Origin of the sequence: Kitasatospora sp. NBC_01266, from assembly GCF_036242395.1 — a bacterium.
GTDB lineage: Bacteria > Actinomycetota > Actinomycetes > Streptomycetales > Streptomycetaceae > Kitasatospora.
Genome location: NZ_CP108458.1, coordinates 2549257 through 2567786 on the forward strand (window position 1 = coordinate 2549257; position 18530 = coordinate 2567786).

General features: G+C 71.2%; 20 protein-coding genes. 8 read left to right on the plus strand and 12 right to left on the minus strand.

Annotated features, from left to right (window positions below):
• Positions 1–52 precede the first annotated feature (52 nt).
• From OG403_RS10695 to ctaC, 4 genes are all read right to left on the minus strand, one after another.
• The gene (locus tag OG403_RS10695) at positions 53–1339 is read right to left on the minus strand and encodes a L,D-transpeptidase (RefSeq protein WP_329563522.1); all 1287 of its coding nucleotides are present in this window, start codon (positions 1337–1339) and stop codon (positions 53–55) included.
• Between the two features lie 154 nt (positions 1340–1493).
• The gene (locus OG403_RS10700) at positions 1494–1910 is read right to left on the minus strand and encodes a cytochrome c oxidase subunit 4 (protein WP_329563525.1); all 417 of its coding nucleotides are present in this window, start codon (positions 1908–1910) and stop codon (positions 1494–1496) included.
• Positions 1910–3697: an aa3-type cytochrome oxidase subunit I gene (gene ctaD / locus OG403_RS10705; RefSeq protein WP_329563527.1), complete on the minus strand. Its 1788-nt coding sequence runs from the start codon at positions 3695–3697 to the stop codon at positions 1910–1912. The genes OG403_RS10700 and ctaD overlap by 1 nt, the downstream gene beginning before the upstream one ends.
• Entirely contained in the window at positions 3694–4545 is an 852-nt protein-coding gene (gene ctaC / locus OG403_RS10710; RefSeq protein WP_329563529.1) for an aa3-type cytochrome oxidase subunit II, read from the minus strand. Before ctaC ends, ctaD begins: the two co-directional genes overlap by 4 nt.
• Before the next feature lie 351 nt (positions 4546–4896).
• Here ctaC and OG403_RS10715 point away from each other — a divergent pair, with 351 nt between their 5' ends.
• Positions 4897–6312, plus strand: coding sequence for a cysteine desulfurase/sulfurtransferase TusA family protein (locus tag OG403_RS10715; RefSeq protein ID WP_329563531.1), 1416 nt, complete (start codon positions 4897–4899; stop codon positions 6310–6312).
• Positions 6313–6333: 21 nt separating this feature from the next.
• Here the strand turns inward: OG403_RS10715 and OG403_RS10720 are convergent, their stop codons facing one another.
• Positions 6334–7308 (minus strand): carbohydrate kinase family protein, encoded by a 975-nt coding sequence (locus tag OG403_RS10720; RefSeq protein ID WP_329563533.1) that lies wholly within the window; start codon positions 7306–7308, stop codon positions 6334–6336.
• A gap of 216 nt (positions 7309–7524) precedes the next feature.
• On the opposite strand from OG403_RS10720, the gene OG403_RS10725 reads away from it, so the two are divergent.
• Together OG403_RS10725 and OG403_RS10730 are read left to right on the plus strand one after the other, a co-directional pair.
• Complete coding sequence (locus OG403_RS10725; RefSeq protein WP_329563535.1) at positions 7525–7743, plus strand: hypothetical protein; 219 nt, start codon at positions 7525–7527, stop codon at positions 7741–7743.
• A gap of 147 nt (positions 7744–7890) precedes the next feature.
• The gene (locus OG403_RS10730) at positions 7891–8604 is read left to right on the plus strand and encodes a hypothetical protein (protein WP_329563537.1); all 714 of its coding nucleotides are present in this window, start codon (positions 7891–7893) and stop codon (positions 8602–8604) included.
• A gap of 77 nt (positions 8605–8681) precedes the next feature.
• Here OG403_RS10730 and erpA read toward each other — a convergent pair whose 3' ends face one another.
• Positions 8682–9035 carry an iron-sulfur cluster insertion protein ErpA gene (gene erpA / locus OG403_RS10735; protein WP_145789006.1) on the minus strand — a complete coding sequence of 118 codons (354 nt, stop codon included), beginning with the start codon at positions 9033–9035 and terminating at the stop codon, positions 8682–8684.
• Between the two features lie 227 nt (positions 9036–9262).
• On the opposite strand from erpA, the gene OG403_RS10740 reads away from it, so the two are divergent.
• Positions 9263–10132: a GNAT family N-acetyltransferase gene (locus OG403_RS10740; protein WP_329563540.1), complete on the plus strand. Its 870-nt coding sequence runs from the start codon at positions 9263–9265 to the stop codon at positions 10130–10132.
• 21 nt (positions 10133–10153) lie between these two features.
• Here OG403_RS10740 and OG403_RS10745 read toward each other — a convergent pair whose 3' ends face one another.
• From OG403_RS10745 to OG403_RS10755, 3 genes are all read right to left on the minus strand, one after another.
• Positions 10154–11524: a pyridoxal phosphate-dependent decarboxylase family protein gene (locus OG403_RS10745; RefSeq protein WP_329563541.1), complete on the minus strand. Its 1371-nt coding sequence runs from the start codon at positions 11522–11524 to the stop codon at positions 10154–10156.
• A 140-nt stretch (positions 11525–11664) separates the two neighbouring features.
• Entirely contained in the window at positions 11665–12129 is a 465-nt protein-coding gene (locus OG403_RS10750; RefSeq protein WP_329563543.1) for an Lrp/AsnC family transcriptional regulator, read from the minus strand.
• A 91-nt stretch (positions 12130–12220) separates the two neighbouring features.
• On the minus strand, positions 12221–13147 hold the full coding sequence (locus tag OG403_RS10755; protein WP_329563544.1) for an NADP-dependent oxidoreductase: 927 nt from the start codon (positions 13145–13147) through the stop codon (positions 12221–12223).
• A gap of 207 nt (positions 13148–13354) precedes the next feature.
• Between OG403_RS10755 and nadA the strand changes: the two genes are divergently transcribed.
• A complete protein-coding gene (gene nadA / locus OG403_RS10760) occupies positions 13355–14536 on the plus strand; it encodes a quinolinate synthase NadA (protein ID WP_329563546.1) in 1182 nt (393 codons plus the stop codon).
• A gap of 73 nt (positions 14537–14609) precedes the next feature.
• On the opposite strand, the gene pspAA is transcribed toward nadA, so the two are convergent.
• Positions 14610–14903, minus strand: a complete 294-nt coding sequence (gene pspAA / locus OG403_RS10765; RefSeq protein WP_329563548.1) for a PspA-associated protein PspAA — start codon at positions 14901–14903, stop codon at positions 14610–14612.
• 34 nt (positions 14904–14937) lie between these two features.
• A complete protein-coding gene (locus tag OG403_RS10770) occupies positions 14938–15738 on the minus strand; it encodes a PspA/IM30 family protein (RefSeq protein ID WP_329563549.1) in 801 nt (266 codons plus the stop codon).
• Between the two features lie 271 nt (positions 15739–16009).
• On the opposite strand from OG403_RS10770, the gene OG403_RS10775 reads away from it, so the two are divergent.
• Positions 16010–16609, plus strand: a complete 600-nt coding sequence (locus tag OG403_RS10775; protein ID WP_329563551.1) for a DUF3043 domain-containing protein — start codon at positions 16010–16012, stop codon at positions 16607–16609.
• A 254-nt stretch (positions 16610–16863) separates the two neighbouring features.
• Positions 16864–17580, plus strand: a complete 717-nt coding sequence (locus tag OG403_RS10780; RefSeq protein ID WP_329563553.1) for a methyltransferase domain-containing protein — start codon at positions 16864–16866, stop codon at positions 17578–17580.
• A gap of 48 nt (positions 17581–17628) precedes the next feature.
• Here the strand turns inward: OG403_RS10780 and OG403_RS10785 are convergent, their stop codons facing one another.
• Entirely contained in the window at positions 17629–17829 is a 201-nt protein-coding gene (locus OG403_RS10785; RefSeq protein ID WP_329563555.1) for a hypothetical protein, read from the minus strand.
• 109 nt (positions 17830–17938) lie between these two features.
• Between OG403_RS10785 and cobU the strand changes: the two genes are divergently transcribed.
• Entirely contained in the window at positions 17939–18514 is a 576-nt protein-coding gene (gene cobU / locus OG403_RS10790; RefSeq protein WP_329563557.1) for a bifunctional adenosylcobinamide kinase/adenosylcobinamide-phosphate guanylyltransferase, read from the plus strand.
• Positions 18515–18530: the final 16 nt, after the last annotated feature.

Consider the following 18530-nt stretch of genomic DNA (forward strand, 5'->3'; position numbering starts at 1 on the left):
GGACCCGCTGACGGCCGTTCGGGCCGTTACGGCCCCGCGGCCTCGGGGGCTGTCAGACCTGCGGCCGCAGGGTGGCCGTGGCCGGCCCGGCCGGGGCCGGGCCCTGGGTGTTCACCGTCTTGCCCAGGGCGCTGCCCTTCAGCCAGTCGTCCCAGCTCACGTTCCAGTCCCCGAAGCCGTTGCCGAACGGCTCCATCTCGTGCCCGTGGCTGTTGACCACCTCGACGATGTCGCCCACCCGGGTGTGCTCGTAGAACCACTCGGCGTTCTCGGTGCTCATCCCGGTGCAGCCGTGGCTGACGTTCTCCACCCCCTGCGAGGCCACCGACCAGGGCGCGGCGTGCACGTACTCGCCGCTCCAGGTGACCCGGGTGGCCCACTCGACCTTGAGGTCGTAGGAGTCCTTGCTGCCCTTGGCGATGCCGATGGTCTCGCTGCTCATCTGCACCACCCGCTCCTGGCCGAGCACCACCTTGATGCCGTTACGAGTGTCGAAACCGGGCTTGCCGGTGGTCACCGGCAGCGTGGTGACCACGTCGTCGTTGCGCTTGAAGGTCATCTCGTCGCTGGCCGCGTCCACGATCGCCTCGACCTTGTCACCGGTCTTGAACGCGACCTCGCTCGCCGCCCCGCCGTAGAGGCCGCCCTCGATCTGCTGGCCCTGCGGGTCGTAGTCGAGCTTCACCGTGGCGTTGGCGGGCCAGTAGTCCTTCGGGCGGAAATGCAGGTCCTTGTCGTCCACCCAGTACCAGGCGCCGATCACCGCGGGCTCGGAGACCACGGTCAGCGCGCTCTCCACCTTCTGCCGGGCGGCCTGGTCCTTGACGTCCGCGGAGAGCTTCACGGTGAGCGGTTCGCCGACGCCGTAGGTGTCCTTGCCCAGGTCGGGACCGAGGGCCGCGGTGAGCAGCTGGTCGGCGGCCTTGGTGGTGAAGTCGTCGGTGTACTCACCGCGCCCGCCGTGGCTGTCGGCGGCGGCGATCCGGGCGGCGTAGTGGGTGCCCGGCAGCAACGGGACGGTGCTGTGCCAGCCGTGGCCGTCGGGGTCCAGCGTGCCGGGCAGCCGCTTGCCGTCCGGGCCGCTGAGCATCACGTCGGTGATGCTGTCCCCGCTCGCGGCGGTCACCGTGAACGGCTTGCCTGGCTCGGCGACCGGCGCCGACGAGGTGCGGACCAGGCGGGCGGCGTCGACCACCCGTGGTGGGCCGTCACCGGTCCCGTGGCCGCCGCCCGAGCAGGCCGCGAGCGGCCCGATCACCAGCGGCGTCAGGGCCAGCCAGGCGGACGCCCGCCGACCGGTCCCGGCCTTCCGTCCCCCTACCGAACATCTGCCGGCCACCGGAGCCTCCTGAGGGTTCGGATGATGCATCAGATGGTAGGAACATCTCCGCACCTGGCGGGCCCCGACGCACCCCGCTGCGCCCGGGCGGGTGAAACACGAACAGGCAGGCCCCCTCCGAGGAGGGGGCCTGCCTGGTGCGGGAGCGCGGAACCTACTGGTTCTGGTTCTCGCCGCGGTAGAACTCGAAGACCCAGCCGAACAGGCCGATCGCGATGACCGGAGCGGCCCAGAACATCAGCCACCAGCCGAAGATGACGCTGCAGAACGCCAGCGCTCCACCAATGGCCAGGGAGAGCGGCTGCCAGCTGTGCGGGGCGAAGAAGCCCATCTCGCCGGCGTCGTCGGAGACCTCGGCCTCGGGGTTGTCGCCCGCGCCCAGGTCCACCCGGCGGGCGGTGAAGCCCAGGTAGAAGGCGATGAAGGCACACAGGCCGAAGGCCAGGAAGAGCGCGGTGGTACCGGCGGCCTCCGTGCCGTGCGAGCTGTGCGTGGTCCAGACGCCGTAGACCACGGCCATGATCAAGATGAAGACGGCGAAGCCCGCGAAGATCTTGCCCTGCTCCTTCATCAGGCGTCGCCCTCCTTCTTGCCCTTGGTCTTGGTCAGCTCGGGCCGGTCGTACTCGGCGGGCACGACGCCCTCCAGGTGCTTGGCCAGGTGGCCGTGCAGCTCCAGGTAGTCCAGCGCCGCGATGTCCGGGTGGTGCAGGTCGAACGCCGGGGATTCGGAGCGGATCCGCGGCAGGGTGAGGAAGTTGTGCCGCGGCGGCGGGCAGGAGGTCGCCCACTCCAGCGAACGGCCGTAACCCCACGGGTCGTCGACCTCGACCTTCTCGCCGTACTTGGCGGTCTTCCAGACGTTGTAGAGGAACGGCAGGATCGACAGGCCGAGCAGGAAGGAGCCGATGGAGGAGACGGTGTTCAGCGTGGTGAAGCCGTCCGAGGGCAGGTACGAGGCGTAGCGGCGGGGCATGCCCTCGGCGCCGAGCCAGTGCTGCACCAGGAAGGTGGTGTGGAACCCGATGAAGAGCGTCCAGAAGGTGATCTTGCCGAGGCGCTCGTCCAGCATCTTGCCGGTCATCTTCGGCCACCAGAAGTGGAAGCCGGCGAACATCGCGAAGACGACGGTGCCGAAGACCACGTAGTGGAAGTGGGCGACGACGAAGTACGAGTCCGAGACGTGGAAGTCGATCGGCGGGGAGGCGAGCAGCACACCGGTCAGACCACCGAAGAGGAAGGTGACCAGGAAGCCGATCGTCCAGAGCATCGGGGTCTCGAAGCTCAGCGAGCCCTTCCACATGGTGCCGACCCAGTTGAAGAACTTCACACCGGTCGGGACCGCGATCAGGAAGGTCATGAAGGAGAAGAACGGCAGCAGCACCTGGCCGGTGACGTACATGTGGTGGGCCCACACGGTCACCGAGAGGCCGGCGATGCCGATCGTGGCCGCGATCAGACCCGAGTAACCGAACATCGGCTTGCGGGAGAAGACCGGGATGATCTCCGAGATGATGCCGAAGAACGGCAGCGCGATGATGTACACCTCGGGGTGGCCGAAGAACCAGAAGAGGTGTTGCCAGAGTAGGGCTCCACCATTACCCGGGTCGAAGATATGGGCCCCGAATTTTCGGTCCACCTCCAGCGCGAAGAGCGCGGCGGCGAGCACCGGGAAGGCCAGCAGGACCAGCACCGAGGTCAGCAGGACGTTCCAGACGAAGATCGACATCCGGAACATCGTCATGCCGGGAGCGCGCATGCAGATGACGGTGGTGATGAAGTTGACCGCACCGAGGATGGTGCCGAAGCCCGAGAAGGCCAGACCCATGATCCACATGTCGGCGCCGACGCTGGGCGACCGGACCGCGTCCGACAGCGGCGAGTAGGCGAACCAGCCGAAGTCAGCCGCACCCTGCGGGGTGAGGAAGCCGCCGACCGCGATGGTCGAGCCGAACAGGTAGAGCCAGTACGCGAACATGTTCAGTCGCGGGAAGGCGACGTCGGGCGCACCGATCTGCAGCGGCATGATCCAGTTGGTGAAACCCGCGAACAGCGGCGTCGCGAACATCAGCAGCATGATCGTGCCGTGCATCGTGAACGCCTGGTTGAACTGCTCGTTCGACAGGATCTTGCCGTCCGGCTGCGCCAGCTGGGCGCGCATGACGAGCGCCAGGATGCCACCGATCAGGAAGAAGGCGAACGAAGTACCCAGGTACAGCGTGCCGATCGTCTTGTGGTCGGTGGTGGTCAGCCACTTGATGATGGTGGCGCCCGGCTTGCGGTCGCGCGGAGCCGCGGCGGGCCTCGCGGTGCCCCCAGGCGCCCCGCCGGCCGCGGCGGGTTCGTTGAGGATCGTCACTTGGTTTCACTTCCCATGCTCGTGATACCCGAAGGCACCGCGCCGGCCTGGCCCTCGGCCCGCAGCTGCTGCAGGTGGTTGATGTAGTCGTCGTGCGAGACGACCTTCACCTTGAAGAGCATCCGGGAGTGGTCCACACCACAGAGTTCAGCGCACTTGCCGTCGTACTCGCCGATCACCGTCGGGGTGACCTGGAACTTGTTGACCACGCCCGGCACGACGTCCATCTTCATCATGAAGTTGACGGGCCAGAAGTCGTGGATCACGTCACGGGAAGTGAGCCGGAACTCGACCGACTCGTTGACCGGCAGCCAGAGCGTGGGGATCTGGTTCGGCGTACCCACGTCGTAGGCGGCCAGCTGGCTGTTGGGGTCCGGAGTCTCGCTGTTCTCGTAGTTGAACGCCCAGCTCCACTGGAAGCCGACCACATTGACGATGTGCTGCGGCTTGGAGATCTGGGTCAGCTTCGCCTCGTCGCGGGCGACGAAGTAGAAGAGAACCGAGACGATGACGATGGGGACCGCGGTGTAGAGCGCCTCGATGGGCACGTTGTACCGGGTCTGCGGAGGGATCTCGATGCCGGTGCGGCTGCGCCGGTGGAAGATCACGCTCCAGATGATCAGACCCCACATCAGTACGCCGACCACCAGCGCCGCGATCCAGGACCCCTGCCACATCTGAAGGACGATATGTCCAGTCGTGGTCACAGGGCTGGGGAGGCCAAGCCTGGGCAGGTCATTGGCCGAGCAGCCGGTAGCGGTCGCGATGACGAGGCCCAGTGCCAGCGCCTGAGGCAGCTTCCGCCGCATCGTGCGCCGCGGCGAGCGGTCGGAGCCGTTGGGACTCACGTAGCGCCTTCCCGAAGTCTCGCCCGCGATCGCGCCGCCCCCGGGAGTACTGTGAGGCTCCCCAGCGACCCGTCCACGGGCACGGTTTGAATGCTTATGCGGGCCAAACCCTACTCCAGCCTTATGCGCACCTGACGAGCAGGTCCCGGTAACGCGCCGCCCCGCTACCCGATCAGCCCCGGCAAGCGTGGATTCCCTGGTCATGAAGGACTTTAGGACCCCGTACACCCGATCGGGGGATGGCCCTGCGACGATCGGGTGACGGCCCGTCGGGAGCGGATGAATCGGACAAAACGGCACGCGGTCGAGTGATCGTCTGACGGGCCGTGAGGGCCGGATAGCGTATCGGTCGTGTCCTCGACTGACAGTCTCTATTTCGATGCGGCCTCCACCGCTCCGCTGCACCCCGTCGCCCGGCAGGCGCTGACCGCCGCGCTGGACGAGGGCTGGGCCGATCCGGCCCGGCTCTACCGCTCCGGGCGGCAGGCCAGGATGCTGCTGGACGCCGCCCGGGAGACGGTGGCCGAGCTGATCGGCGCCCGGCCCGACGAGGTCTCCTTCACCGGCAGCGGTACCCAGGCGGTGCAGCTGGGCCTGCTCGGCGCGCTGCGCGGGCGCCGGCGGACGGGCCGTCACCTGGTGCACTCGGCGGTGGAGCACTCCAGCGTGCTGCACACCGCCGAGCGCTGGGAGACCGAGGGCGGTGAGGTCGCGGTGGTCCCGGTGGACCGGAGCGGTCGGGTGGACGCCGCGCGGTTCGCCGCCGCCGCGCGCCCGGACACCGCGCTGGCGGTGCTTCAGTCGGCCAACCACGAGGTGGGCACCGTGCAACCGGTGGCCGAGACCGCCGCGCTGCTGAGCGGGCTGCCCGGCGGGGTGCCGCTGCTGGTGGACGCGGCGCAGAGCATCGGGCGGCTGCCCGGCCCGGACGGCTGGTCGCTGCTGACGGCCAGTGCGCACAAGTGGGGCGGCCCGGCCGGGGTCGGGGTGCTCGCGGTCCGCAAGGGCGTGCGGTTCAACTCCGCGCTGCCCGCCGACGAGCGCGAGAGCGGCCGGGTGCCCGGGTACGTCAACGTCCCGGCGATCGTGGCGGCGGCGGCCTCGCTGCGCGCCGTACGGGCCGAGGCGCAGGCGGAGAACGCCCGGCTGCACGCGCTGGTGGAGCGGATCAGGGCCCGGGTGCCGCAGCTGGTGCCGGAGGTCGAGGTGGTCGGCGATCCGGTGCACCGGCTGCCGCACCTGGTCACCTTCTCCTGCCTCTACGTGGACGGCGAGGTGCTGCTCGGCGAGCTGGACCGGGCCGGCATCGCGGTCTCCTCCGGCTCCTCCTGCACCTCCAGCACCCTGACCCCCAGTCACGTACTGGCCGCGATGGGCGTGCTCACCGAGGGAAACGTGCGCGTCTCGCTGCCGCCGGGGACGACCGAGGCCCAGGTGGACCGCTTCCTCGCGGTGCTGCCCGAGGTGGTGGCACGGGTCCGGGCGCCGCTGGGGCTGGAGTTGGCGCCGCCGGCCGGCGCACCGGCGGAGCAGCTGGTGCTCGACGCGCTGGGCAAGCGGTGCCCGCTGCCGGTGATCGAGCTGGCGAAGCGGATCGGCGACGTGCCGCCCGGTGGCCTGGTGGTGGTGCTGGCCGACGACGAGGCGGCCCGGCTGGACATCCCCGCCTGGTGCGAGATGCGCGCACAGGCCTACGAAGGCGAAGCCCCGGCCAGCGCCTACGGGGCGGACCGGGGCTTCGCCTACCTGGTCAGGCGGGTCAGCTGATCGCTTGGTCAGCCGGCTTGGTCAGGCCAGCTTGGCGCGGACCTCCGCGGCGGCCTGCTCGCCGTAGGCGGCGGCGAAGCGGTCCAGGAAGTGGCCGGCGCGCAGCTCGTACTCCTGGGTGCCGATGGTCTCGATCACCAGGGTGGCCAGCGCGCAGCCGATCTGGGCGGCCCGCTCCAGGCCGAGCTCCCAGTGCAGGCCGGCCAGGAAACCGGCCCGGAAGCCGTCGCCGACGCCGGTCGGGTCGGCCTTCTTCAGCTCGGGCACGCACGGCACCGTGATGTCCGGCTCGCCCTGGCGCTCGATCCGCACGCCCTTGGGGCCCAGCGTGGTGACCCGGGTGCCGACCCGCGCCAGCACGTCGGCGGCGTCCCAGCCGGTCTTGGACTCGATCAGCCCGGCCTCGTACTCGTTGGTGAACAGGTAGGCGGCGCCGTCCACGATCTCGCGGATGTCGTCGCCGTCCAGCCGGGCCAGCTGCTGCGAGGGGTCGGCGGCGAAGGCGTAACCGCGGGTGCGGCACTCCTGGGTGTGCCGGACCATCGCCTGCGGGTCGTCGGCGCCGATCAGCACCAGGTCCAGGCCGCCGATCCGGTCGGCGACCGGCTTCAGCTCGATGTTGCGGGCCTCCGCCATCGCCCCGGTGTAGAAGGACGCGATCTGGTTGTGGTCCTCGTCCGTGGTGCACATGAAGCGGGCGGTGTGCCGGGTCTCCGAGATGTGCACGGACTGGGTGTCCACGTTGTGCCGCTCCAGCCAGGACCGGTACTCGGCGAAGTCGGCGCCGGCCGCGCCCACCAGCACCGGGCGCAGCCCGAGCAGGCCCATGCCGAAGCTGATGTTCGGCGCGACGCCACCACGGCGGATGTCCAGGGTGTCGACCAGGAAGGAGAGCGACACCGCGTGCAGCCGGTCGGCGACCAGCTGGTCAGTGATCCGACCCGGGAAGGTCATCAGATGATCGGTGGCAATCGAACCGGCGACGGCGATGCGCACGACTGGGCTCCTAGTGGCGAAGGCGGGGTGAACCCCCCTACGGTACCGGGCGTGCACGCGGTCAAGGTCGCGCAGGCACGACTCTCCCGTCCGGATGACTACCTGCGGGTAGGTCTGGCCGGGGCCGCCCGCGCGGCCTAGGGTCGCGATCAGCGGGTCCTTCGGGGCCCCTGTGGCGCGCGGCGACCAGGCCGCGGCCGGCGATCGGAGCCGCCCATGCTGCCCAGTCACGTCCCTGTCGAGTTCCCCGGCACGCCGCTGGGTGAGGCCGATCCGGACACGCTCGACGCCCTGGTGGACTCCTCCCGCAGACTCGGCGAGTTCTGGCCGCTGCTGGCCGACAGCCCCCGGCGGCCGAGCGAGCCGGGTGGCCCGATCACGGTCCCGGACCGCACCCGGGCGCTGGTCGCCGGTATGGCCGAATACGGCCTCTGAACCAGCGGCCGGCCGACCGACGGCCGGCTGCTGACCGGTCCCCGTCAGAGTCTCGTCCAGCCCGGGAACCGGATCCCGTCCTGCCACGTCAGATCCGCGCAGCCACCGCTGCTGTCAGGATCCGCACCCTCTGGAGGACGTCGCACCATGGACGAGAACACCATCGCCGAGCAGCTCCGCCGCCGTCCGTCGGCCCTGCCGGGTCGCCGGCGCCGGAGTCTGGCCGCTGCCGCCCTGCTGCTCTCGGTCGCGGCGACGGTGAGTGCCTGCGGCGGCGGCACGAAGAGCACGGCGGCAGGCGCGAGTTCCTCGCCGTCCGGCAGCCCCGCCGCCTCGTCCAGCCCGAGCCCGTCGGCCGGCTCGTCCGCCACCGCGTCGCCGTCCTCCCCCGGCGGCGCGGTGGGCAGCCCGACCGTCCCGGGCGCGGGCTCGACCCCCGCGCCCACCGGCGCCGGTGCCGCACCCGGCAGCCAGCCGCCCAGCGCGGCCCCCAGCTCCCCGGTCTCCCCGGTGCAGCCGGGCGGCCCCGTGTCGCAGCCGTCGGCGAACCCGCAGGAGCCGGTGAAGCCGACCAGCTACCTGTCCAAGGGCAACCAGCTGACCGTCTTCTTCTTCGGCGTGGTCTGCGACAAGTACGGCCTTCAGGTGGATGAGGGCCGGGCCGGGACGGTCCGGGTGCAGGTGGTGATCACCCAGCACCAGCCGGTCGGCCAGATGTGCCCGGCGCTGGTCAAGCAGCAGTCCGTGGTGGGCAGCCTGGCGCAGCCGCTGCAGAGCCGCGCCGTGGTGGACTCGGCCACCGGGGCGGACATCCCGCTGGAGTCGGTGCCGAACGGCGGCCCGGTCAGCGCCGCCAACTGAGCGCGGCGCGCACGCGGCGCACAGACGACAACGGCGGCCCCGGAGTGTCTCCGGGGCCGCCGCTGCGCGGGTCGGTGCTAGCTGAACGAGTCGCCGCAGGCGCAGGAGCCGGTGGCGTTCGGGTTGTCGATGGTGAAGCCCTGCTTCTCGATGGTGTCCACGAAGTCCACCGTGGCACCGCCGAGGTAGGGGGCGCTCATCCGGTCGGTGACGACCTTGACCCCGTTGAAGTCCTTGACGACGTCGCCGTCCAGCGAGCGCTCGTCGAAGAAGAGCTGGTACCGCAGGCCCGAGCAACCACCGGGCTGGACGGCGACACGCAGCGCGAGGTCGTCGCGGCCTTCCTGCTCCAGCAGGCCCTTCACCTTGGCCGCAGCGGCATCGGTAAGGAGCAGACCACTCTCGACGGTGGTCTCGTCCTGGACGGTCATCTGCTTACTCCCGGTCTATGACGACAAACTGCCGCCAGTGCCAACCAGCGGCCGCCCGGATTGATTCCGGGCAGTGGATCCGAGTTCGCGGACGATGCGCCGCGCCCTGGTCAGTCCATGCTCGCACACCCCGCGTGGAGCGGTCGTCGAGCGGCGGCGCGCTGCCCGATCGGCCGGATCGGGAGAACCGGGGGTCCAGGGGCAGGCCGAGCGGGGAGGATGGATGGATGATCCTGCGTCAGGTCCGTGACACCCGCGCGGATGCCGAAGCCGTCCGACTGATCGCCGCCGAGGCCTTCGGCGCGTCGGCCCCGTGGCCCGCGCGGGAGCCGGGCGAGGCCGAGATCGCCAGGCACCACGCCAGGACCAGACACCTGGCGAGCACCGACCCCGAGGGCTGCTGGCTGGCCGAGGAGGGCGGCCGGGCGATCGGCTTCGCGCTCTCGATGCGCCGCGAGGGCGTGTGGATCCTCGCGCTGTTCTGCGTGCTGCCCGAGTTCCAGGGCAAGGGCGTCGGGCGGGTGCTGCTGGAGCGGGCCGCCGCGCACGGCCGGGCCTGCCTGCGCGGCATGACCACCGTCCACGCCGACCCCGCCGCCGCCCGCCGCTACCGCAGGGCCGACTTCCACCTGCACCCGACCATGCGGCTGACCGGCCGGGTGGACCGGGCCGGTCTGCTGGACCCCGGGAGCATCCCGGTGCACCCGGGCAACGCGACCCATCGCGAGCTGCTGGACTCGATCGACCGCCGGCTGCGCGGCGCCGCGCACGGCCCGGACCACCAGCTGATGCTGGCCCACTACGACGAGCTGCTGGTCGCCGACACCGTGTTCGGCAGCGGCTACTGCTACCGCCTGGGCGGCGAGGTCAAGCTGCTGGCGGCCACCTCCAAGCGGCTGGCGGTGCGGCTGCTGCGCGAGGCGCTGGCCCGGGTGCCCGAGGAGACCGAGGCCAGGGTGGAGTTCCTCACCGCCGAGCAGGAGTGGGCGGTGGACGTCGGTCTGGAACTGGGCCTGGGGCTGCACAACCACGGCTTCCTCGCGCTGCGCGGCATGCGGCCGCCGGCTCCCTACCTGCCCAGCGGCGGGCTGCTGTGAGCCGGTCCGGCTCCAGCGGGCCTAGCGCATGGTGTCCAGGATCTCCTGGACCATCTCCATGGTGGTGCCCGGGTGCAGGAAGGCGAACCGGGCCACCGTCTCGCCGTCCCAGCCGGTCGGGGTGACGAAGCCGATCTGGTCCGCCAGCAGCCGGTGCGACCAGGCGTAGTAGTCCTGCTCGGTCCAGCCGGTGCGGCGGAAGCAGACGGCGGACAACTGCGGGTCGTGCAGCAGTTCCAGGTGCTCGGTGCGCCGGATCAGCTCGGCGGTCTCGCGGGCCAGCGTCAGGCCGGCCTCGATGGCGTCGGTGTAGGCCTGGGTGCCGTGCACGGCGAGCGAGAACCAGAGCGGCAGGCCGCGGGCCCGGCGGGTCAGGTGGTAGGCGTAGTCGGTGGGGTTCCACTCGTCGCCCTCGTGGTGCAGCACGTCCAGGTAGCCGGCGTCCTGGGTGTGCACGGCCTTGGCCAGCCGTGGCTCGCGGTAGAGCAGCGCGGCGCAGTCGAAGGGCGCGAAGAGCCACTTGTGCGGGTCGACGACGAAGGAGTCGGCGTGCTCGATGCCGTTGTAGCGCTCGCGCACCGAGGGGGCGAAGAGGCCCGCGCCGCCGTAGGCGCCGTCCACGTGGAACCACAGGCCGCGCTCGCGGGTGACCTCGGACAGGCCCTGCAGGTCGTCGATGATGCCCTCGTTGGTGGTGCCGGCCGTGCCGACCACCGCGATCACCGTCTCGGGGTTGGGGTCGGCGGCCAGCGCCGCGCGCAGCGCCTCGCCGGTGAAGCGGCGGTCGACGGTGGGGACCTTGAAGGCCTCGACGCCGATGATGTTGAAGGTGTTCTTGACCGAGGAGTGCACCTGGTCCGCCACCGCGACCCGCAGCCGCGTCTCCGGTCCCACGCCCAGCTTGCGCCGCGCCGTGTCGCGGGCCACCACCAGGGCGGAGAGGTTGCCCGCCGAGCCGCCGGAGACGAAGGTGCCGCCGGCCGTCTCGGGCAGCCCCGCGCGGTCGGCTATCAGGCGCAGCACCTGGTTCTCGGCCGCGATCGCGCCGGCCGCCTCCAGCCAGGAGATGCCCTGCAGCGAGGCGCAGGAGACCACCATGTCGAAGAGCAGCGCGGCCTTGGTCGGGGCGCACGGGATGAAGGAGAGGTAGCGCGGGCTGTCCGCGGAGATCACCGCGCGGGACAGCTCGTGGTCGTAGAGCTTGAGCACGTCGGCGGGGGCGTTGCCGTGCTCGTTCAGCAGCCCGGCCAGGTGGGCGCGCAGCTGCTCGCCGTCGCCGGGGTGGTCCAGCGGCACCGGGTCGTACTGCAGGCGCTCGCGCATGTAGCCGAAGACCAGGTCGACGAGCTCGTTGTCGGGCTGGTGCATGCGGTGCGGGACGGCGGCGGTCACGGGGGCTCCTTAGGCTCAGGACTCAAGATCAGCCTAGGCAGCGAGCACGGTCGTACGCGCGTCCGAATGCGCCGGTTCGGGCAGCTTTCGAGCGTCTTCGGGCCGCCCGGCGCAGGAATCCTGCGCCGCTCCCGCAGGGCTCAGCCGATCAGCCGGGAGAGCACCACCGAGCTGCGGCTGCGCTGCACGCCGGGCTCGCGGCGGATCCGCTCGATCACCGCCTCCAGGTGCTTGGTGTCGGAGGCCCGCAGGTGGACCAGCGCGTCCGGGTCGCCGGTCACCGTCCAGGCCGCGACCACCTCGGGGAACTGCCGCAGGCTGGCCAGGATCTCCTCGGGTCCGGTGCGGGCCCGGCAGTAGATCTCCACGAAGGCCTCGGTCTGCCAGCCGAGCAGCTCGGGGTCGAGCACCACGGTGAAGCCGCGCACCACCCCGCGCGAGCGCAGCCGGTCGATCCGGCGGCGCACGGCGGTGGCGGAGAGGTTGGCGAGCAGGCCGATCTCGGCGTACGAGGCCCGCCCGTCCCGGCCCAGGTGGGCCAGCAGCAGGCGGTCGGTCTCATCCAGGGAGACACCGCCCACCTCGGGCGATCGGCTCATGCTCATGGCGGTGCGGTCTCCACGGCTCGGGGTCGGGGGCGGCTCGGGGTCGGGCGGAACGTTCCGCCCGCCGCCCCATTCTCCCGGACCGCGCTGCTCAGTCCACCAGCAGCACGATCTTGCCCCGGGTCCGGCCCTCGGCACTGAGCTGCTGCGCGGAGGCCGCCTGCGCCAGCGGGAAGGTGCACGCGACGGTGACGGCGAGCCGGCCGGCGTCCACCAGATCGGCCAGCGCCGCCAGGTCGGCGGCGTCCGGGCGGACGAAGACGTAGTGGCCGCCGAAGCCGAGCACCGACCCGTCCGCGATCGAGGCGATCCGGCCCTGCTGCTTGACCAGTTGCTGGGAGGCGTGCACCGCCTGGCCGCCGACCAGGTCGAAGGCCGCGTCGACGCCGTCCGGCGCCAGCGCCCGGACCCGCTCCACCAGTCCGTCGCCGTACTGCACCGGCTCGGCGCCCAGCGAGCGCAGGTAGGCGTGGTTGTGCTCGCCCGCCGTGCCGATCACCCGGGCGCCGAGCGCCACCGCGATCTGGGTGGCGAAGCTGCCGACCCCGCCGGCCGCGGCGTGGATCAGCACCGTCTCGCCGGCCTGCACGGCGAGCGCCTTGACCAGGCCCTGGTAGGCCGTCAGGCCCGCCAGCGGCAGCCCGCCGGCCTGTGCCCAGCTGAGCGCGGCGGGCTTGCGGGCCAGGGTGCGCACCGGGGCGGAGACCAGCTCGGCGTAGGTGCCGTGCTGGATGGCGTCCTTGCGGACGTAGCCGATCACCTCGTCGCCGACCGTGAACTCGGTGACGGACGGGCCCACCCGCTCGACCACGCCGGCCAGGTCCCAGCCCATGATCAGCGGGAAGTGGGCGTCCGTCACCGCGTCCAGCCGGCCGTCCCGGATCTTCCAGTCGACCGGGTTCACGCCGGCCGCCCGGACCCGGACGAGTACGGAGTCGGGGCCCACCTTGGGGTCGGGCAGGTCCAGGTATTCGACGACCTCGGGGCCGCCATAGGTATTGATCGCGATGGCCTTCATAGCCCTAGAGAACACGCTCGGCGGTTCGGGCGCAGCCGCCGCGCGCGGACTGCGTCGAGTCCGTCCGCCGAGCCGACGAGGTGTCGAGCCGATCGCGTCACATTGACACGATGTCCATCGTCAGAGTGACGCGAACCGGTTATCATAGATAACGTCAGAAAGACGAGAAGGCTGGGAGCGTCCGGCCGCACAGGAGGGCACCCGCCCGTGACCACCACCGTTGACACCACGTTCGCCGAGCCGACCGCCACACCGCTCGCCCTGCTGCTGCTCGGCCGCCAGGCCGATCCGAACAGCGAGCGCGGCGTGGAGTGCCCCGGCGACCTGCCGCCCGCCTCCGACCCCGACCTGGTCGAGCGCGCCCGCGCCGCCAAGGCGAAGCTCGGCGACCGCGTCTTCATCCTGGGCCACCACTACCAGCGCGACGAGGTCATCGAGTTCGCCGACGTCACCGGTGACTCCTTCAAGCTCGCCCGGGATGCCGCGGCCCGCCCGCAGGCCGAGTACATCGTCTTCTGCGGCGTGCACTTCATGGCCGAGTCGGCCGACATCCTGACCGGCGACACCCAGCAGGTCGTCCTGCCCGACCTGGCGGCCGGCTGCTCGATGGCCGACATGGCCACCGCCGAGCAGGTCGCCGAGTGCTGGGACGTGCTGCGCGAGGCCGGCATCGCCGAGCAGACCGTCCCGGTCTCGTACATGAACTCCTCCGCCGACATCAAGGCCTTCACCGGCAAGCACGGCGGCACCATCTGCACCTCCTCCAACGCCAAGCGGGCCCTGGAGTGGGCCTACGAGCAGGGGCAGAAGGTGCTCTTCCTGCCCGACCAGCACCTGGGCCGCAACACCGCGGTGCGGGACCTGGGCTTCTCGCTGGACGACTGCGTGCTCTACAACCCGCACAAGCCGAACGGCGGGCTGACCATCGAGCAGCTGCGGAACGCCAAGATGATCCTCTGGCGCGGCCACTGCTCGGTGCACGGCAGGTTCACCGTGGAGTCGGTCCGCGAGGTCCGCGAGCGGATCCCGGGCGTGCGGGTGCTGGTGCACCCCGAGTGCCGCCACGAGGTGGTCGCCGCCGCCGACGAGGTCGGCTCGACGGAGTACATCATCAAGGCCCTGGAGGCTGCCGAGCCCGGCTCCAAGTGGGCCATCGGCACCGAGCTCAACCTGGTGCGCCGGTTGGCCAAGGCGCACCCGGACAAGGAGATCGTCTTCCTGGACCGCTCGGTCTGCTTCTGCTCCACGATGAACCGGATCGACCTGCCGCACCTGGTCTGGGCGCTGGAGTCGCTGGTCGAGGGCCGGGTGCCGAACGTGATCACGGTCGACCCGGAGACCGAGAAGTACGCCAAGGCCGCGCTGGACCGGATGCTGGCCCTGCCGTAGCGGGCGACAGCGCAGACGAGAGGGCGGGCACCCGGTGGGTGCCCGCCCTCTCGTCTGCGCTGTCCGTGCGGTGCTACTCGGCGAAGCCGGGGATGATCCCCTCGCCCTCGCCCAGCAGCAGCTCACGGACCTGGTCGATGGTCGCCCCGTCGTCCGGCAGGATCAGGTCGGACGGCTCGAGCGAGTCGTCCGGCAGCGGGGTACCGAGTTCGCGGACCGCCGTGAGCAGGTTGCCCAGCTTGGCCCGGAACACCTTCTCGTCCCCCGAATCCAGTGCGGCGAGCAGCTCGTCGTCGAGCTGGTTCAGCCGGTTCAGGTGCTCGTCCCCCACCCGGAACTGACCCTCACCCATGATCCTCATGATCATGCTGGCGCCTCTCCCTGCTGTCGTTCCGGCGGGCTTACTTGTGGTAGTTGACGGACGGCGGCGGGGTGTCCTGCGGCCCCGAGGTGCCGTTGCCCTGCTCGATCGCGGCCGGACCGCCGGCGGACCCGCCGCCGAGCTCGGCCTTCATCCGGGCCAGCTCCAGCTCGACATCGCTGCCGCCGGCCACCCGCTCCAGCTCGGCCTCGATGTCGTCCTTTCGACCCAGACCCGAGGAGTCGTCGAGCGCCCCCGAGGCGAGCAGCTCGTCGATGGCACCGGCACGCGCCTGCATCTGCGCCGTCTTGTCCTCGGCCCGCTGGATCGCCAGGCCCACATCGCCCATCTCCTCCGAGATACCGGAGAAGGACTCGGCGATCCGGGTCTGCGCCTGGGCGGCGGTGTAGGTGGCCTTGATGGTCTCCTTCTTGGTGCGGAAGGCGTCCACCTTGGCCTGCAGCCGCTGGGAGGCGAGGGTGAGCTTCTCCTCCTCGGCCTGCAGCTGCTGGTACTGCACCTGGAGGTCGTTGATCTGGGACTGCATCGCGGACTTGCGGGTCAGCGCCTCACGGGCCAGATCCTCGCGGCCGAGCGAGAGCGCCTTGCGGCCCTGGTCCTCGTACTTGGAGGACTGCTGCTGGAGCTGGGTCAGCTGGAGCTCCAGGCGCTTGCGCGAAGTGGCGACGTCCGCCACGCCCCTGCGCACCTTCTGCAGCAGTTCAAGCTGCTTCTGGTACGAGTAGTCGAGCGTCTCGCGCGGGTCCTCCGCCCGGTCCAGGGCCTTGTTCGCCTTGGAGCGGAAGATCAGCCCCATACGCTTCATGATTCCGTCGCTCATGGGCCTCGGGTGCCCCCTTCTCCGGGCTGCGGTTTCTATCTCGTACCAAAATCTACTGCGAGTGTATGTGCAGCGGGGCCAGGACCGCAGTACACCTACCTGCAACAAGACTGCTACGGCCAGGGGGGCTGCGGCCTCCTCCCCCAGGTGGATCTCACAGCCGGTCTCCTGGTGGATCAGCTCGGGGTCCCCCTGACCGGGCACGGGCCCCGAGGTCAGGGGATGCTCGGGGGATGGGGGCGATTGTGGGCCCAGCACGTACCCTTGTCATGTGTTCCGACGCCGTTCAGATGAATCCCCCTCCTCCGCCACCGCGCTGGCCGAGCAGGACGACGTGTCCCAGAGCCGCGATCCGCAGGCCAAGAAGGGCCGTCCCACGCCCAAGCGCAGCGATGCCGAGGCCAACCGGCGCACCCGGGTGACCGTCCCCAAGGACCGCAAGGAGGCCGCCAAGCAGTCCCGTGAGCGGCTGCGGTCCGAGCGGGAGAAGCAGCGCATGGCGCTGCTCAACGGCGACGAGCGGGCGCTACCGGCCCGGGACAAGGGCCCGGTGCGGCGCTTCACCCGCGACTACATGGACTCGCGCTGGTCGCTGGCCGAGTTCTTCCTGCCGTTCGCCGTGGTGATCCTGGTCCTCAGCGTCCTGAAGGTGCCGGCGCTGCAACTGCTCTCCACGCTGCTCTTCGCGCTCTTCCTGGTGCTGGTCATCCTCGACTTCCTGCGCCTGGGCCTGGGCCTGCGCAAGGCGCTGGCCAACCGGTTCCCGAACGAGAACCCCCGGGGCGCGGTCGGCTACGGCCTGATGCGCAACCTGCAGATGCGTCGACTGCGGCTGCCCAAGCCGCAGGTGAAGCGGGGCGAGCACCCCTGACCGCCGAGCCGCAGGCGTACGACTGGGTCCCCAGCACGCCGGGACCTGGTCTGTACGCGCTGCCCGGGCAGCACGACGGCGGCCACGACCGCGAGTCGTACCACGGCGGCTACGGCCACCAGGGCAGCGCGCCGTACGGCTACGGCGGGGGCGGCCAGCACCACGGACTGCCCGCCCGCAGCGGGTCCTTCGCCGGCGGCGCCGGGGCCTGGCTGGAGCGGCAGGGCGGCCTGCACAACCTGGTCCGCCAGGAGATGGTGGCCCGCCAGCTGACCGAGCAGTTGGCCACCCACTTCGGCGAGCGCGCCCAGCAGGCGCCGCTGCGGGTGCTGGACGTCGGGTGCGGCCAGGGCACCCAGGCGCTGCGGCTGGCCCGGGCCGGGCACCTGGTCACCGGCCTCGACTCCGACCCGGTCACCCTCGGGGCCGCCCAGGCGATGCTCGGTGCCGAGCCGCCCGAGGTGCGCGAGCGGGTCCGACTGCTGAGCGGCGACGGACACCACTGCGGGCGCTGGTTCGGGCCCGGCAGCTTCGACGTGGTGCTCTGCCACGGCGTGCTGATGTACCTGCCCGACCCGGACCCGCTGATCGCCTCGCTCGCCCGGATGATCGCCCCCGGCGGGCTGCTGTCGCTGCTGGCCCGCAACCGGGAAGCGCTGGCCATGCGGTTCGGACTGACCGGCGACTGGCGGGCCGCCCTGCAGGCCTTCGACACCGACCACTACGCCAACCGCCTGGGCCTGACCGCCCGGGCCGACCGGCTGGCCGACCTGGCCACCACGCTGCGCGAGGTCGCGGTGCCGCTGCGGCACTGGTACGGCGTCCGGGTCTTCACCGACGCCATGCCGGACCACGCCGCACCGGTGGACGGCCGCCAGCTCGGCCAGCTGCTGGAGGCCGAGGACCGGGCCGGCCGGGTGGACCCGTACCGCCAGGTCGCCGCGCTGCTCCACGTGATCGGCGTCAAGTAACCCGCCGGGCAGCCGGTCCGCTGACGGATCAGGCGGTCCGCTGACGGATCAGGACTCGCGCAGGCTCATCGGGTAGATCTCCGCGTCGTCCTCCAGCAGCACCACCCGCTCCACCCCGTCCGCCAGCAGGCCCTTCCACTCCTCGCCGATCCACGACTCGGCGTCGCCCTGGCTGCTGAACTCCTCGACCCCGCCCTGCGGGGTGACGACCGAACCGTCCGCCGCCTCGTACCGCCACGTCCAGACCATGCCCGGCTCCCTTCCTGCTGCTCCTGGGTTCTGCTGCGCGCAGGCTACCGCGCAGGGATCAGGCTGCCCGCCGCACCACCGCTCAACCCCGTGCACCAGGATGACCCGCATGACTCGTACCTTGATCCTCGGCGGCGCCCGGTCGGGCAAGTCCACCCGGGCCGAGTGGCTGCTGCGCGAGCGGACCGACGTGCTCTACGTGGCGACCGGCGGCCGGCGGGCCGACGACCCGGACTGGCAGCAGCGCGTCGCCCTGCACCGGGGACGGCGGCCGACGAGCTGGCGGACCGCCGAGACGGTGGAGCTGGAGCGGATCCTGGCCGACGGCGACGATCCGGCGCCGGTGCTGATCGACTGCCTGGGTATGTGGCTGACCACCGTGATGGACGAGGCGGACGCCTGGGACGACGCGGCCTGGGAAGAACGGGCGGCGGACTCGGTGGAGCAGCGGTGCGCCGGACTGGCCGGCGCGATGCGGGTGACCCGGCGCCAGGTGGTGGCCGTCAGCAACGAGGTGGGGCTGGGCGTGGTGCCCGCCACCACGGCCGGGCGGCGGTTCCGGGACACCCTGGGACGGCTGAACATGGCGGTCGCCGAGGCCTGCGACGAGGTGCTGCTGGTGGTGGCCGGGCAGCCGCTGACCATCAAGGGCCAGATCACCGACGCCGCACCCCGGACAGCGTGAGGCGCGGTTGGTAAGG

Coding starts and splice junctions, on each gene's coding strand:
- OG403_RS10700 (WP_329563525.1), bottom strand. CDS start 1,910: ATGAAGGAGCAGGGCAAGATCTTCGCGGGCTTCGCCGTCTTCATCTTG.
- OG403_RS10785 (WP_329563555.1), bottom strand. CDS start 17,829: ATGGTCTGGACGTGGCGGTACGAGGCGGCGGACGGTTCGGTCGTCACC.
- OG403_RS10730 (WP_329563537.1), top strand. CDS start 7,891: ATGGACGAGAACACCATCGCCGAGCAGCTCCGCCGCCGTCCGTCGGCC.
- pspAA (WP_329563548.1), bottom strand. CDS start 14,903: ATGATCATGAGGATCATGGGTGAGGGTCAGTTCCGGGTGGGGGACGAG.
- OG403_RS10780 (WP_329563553.1), top strand. CDS start 16,864: ATGGTGGCCCGCCAGCTGACCGAGCAGTTGGCCACCCACTTCGGCGAG.
- OG403_RS10725 (WP_329563535.1), top strand. CDS start 7,525: ATGCTGCCCAGTCACGTCCCTGTCGAGTTCCCCGGCACGCCGCTGGGT.
- erpA (WP_145789006.1), bottom strand. CDS start 9,035: ATGACCGTCCAGGACGAGACCACCGTCGAGAGTGGTCTGCTCCTTACC.
- OG403_RS10770 (WP_329563549.1), bottom strand. CDS start 15,738: ATGAGCGACGGAATCATGAAGCGTATGGGGCTGATCTTCCGCTCCAAG.
- OG403_RS10750 (WP_329563543.1), bottom strand. CDS start 12,129: ATGAGCATGAGCCGATCGCCCGAGGTGGGCGGTGTCTCCCTGGATGAG.
- OG403_RS10755 (WP_329563544.1), bottom strand. CDS start 13,147: ATGAAGGCCATCGCGATCAATACCTATGGCGGCCCCGAGGTCGTCGAA.
- cobU (WP_329563557.1), top strand. CDS start 17,939: ATGACTCGTACCTTGATCCTCGGCGGCGCCCGGTCGGGCAAGTCCACC.
- OG403_RS10740 (WP_329563540.1), top strand. CDS start 9,263: ATGATCCTGCGTCAGGTCCGTGACACCCGCGCGGATGCCGAAGCCGTC.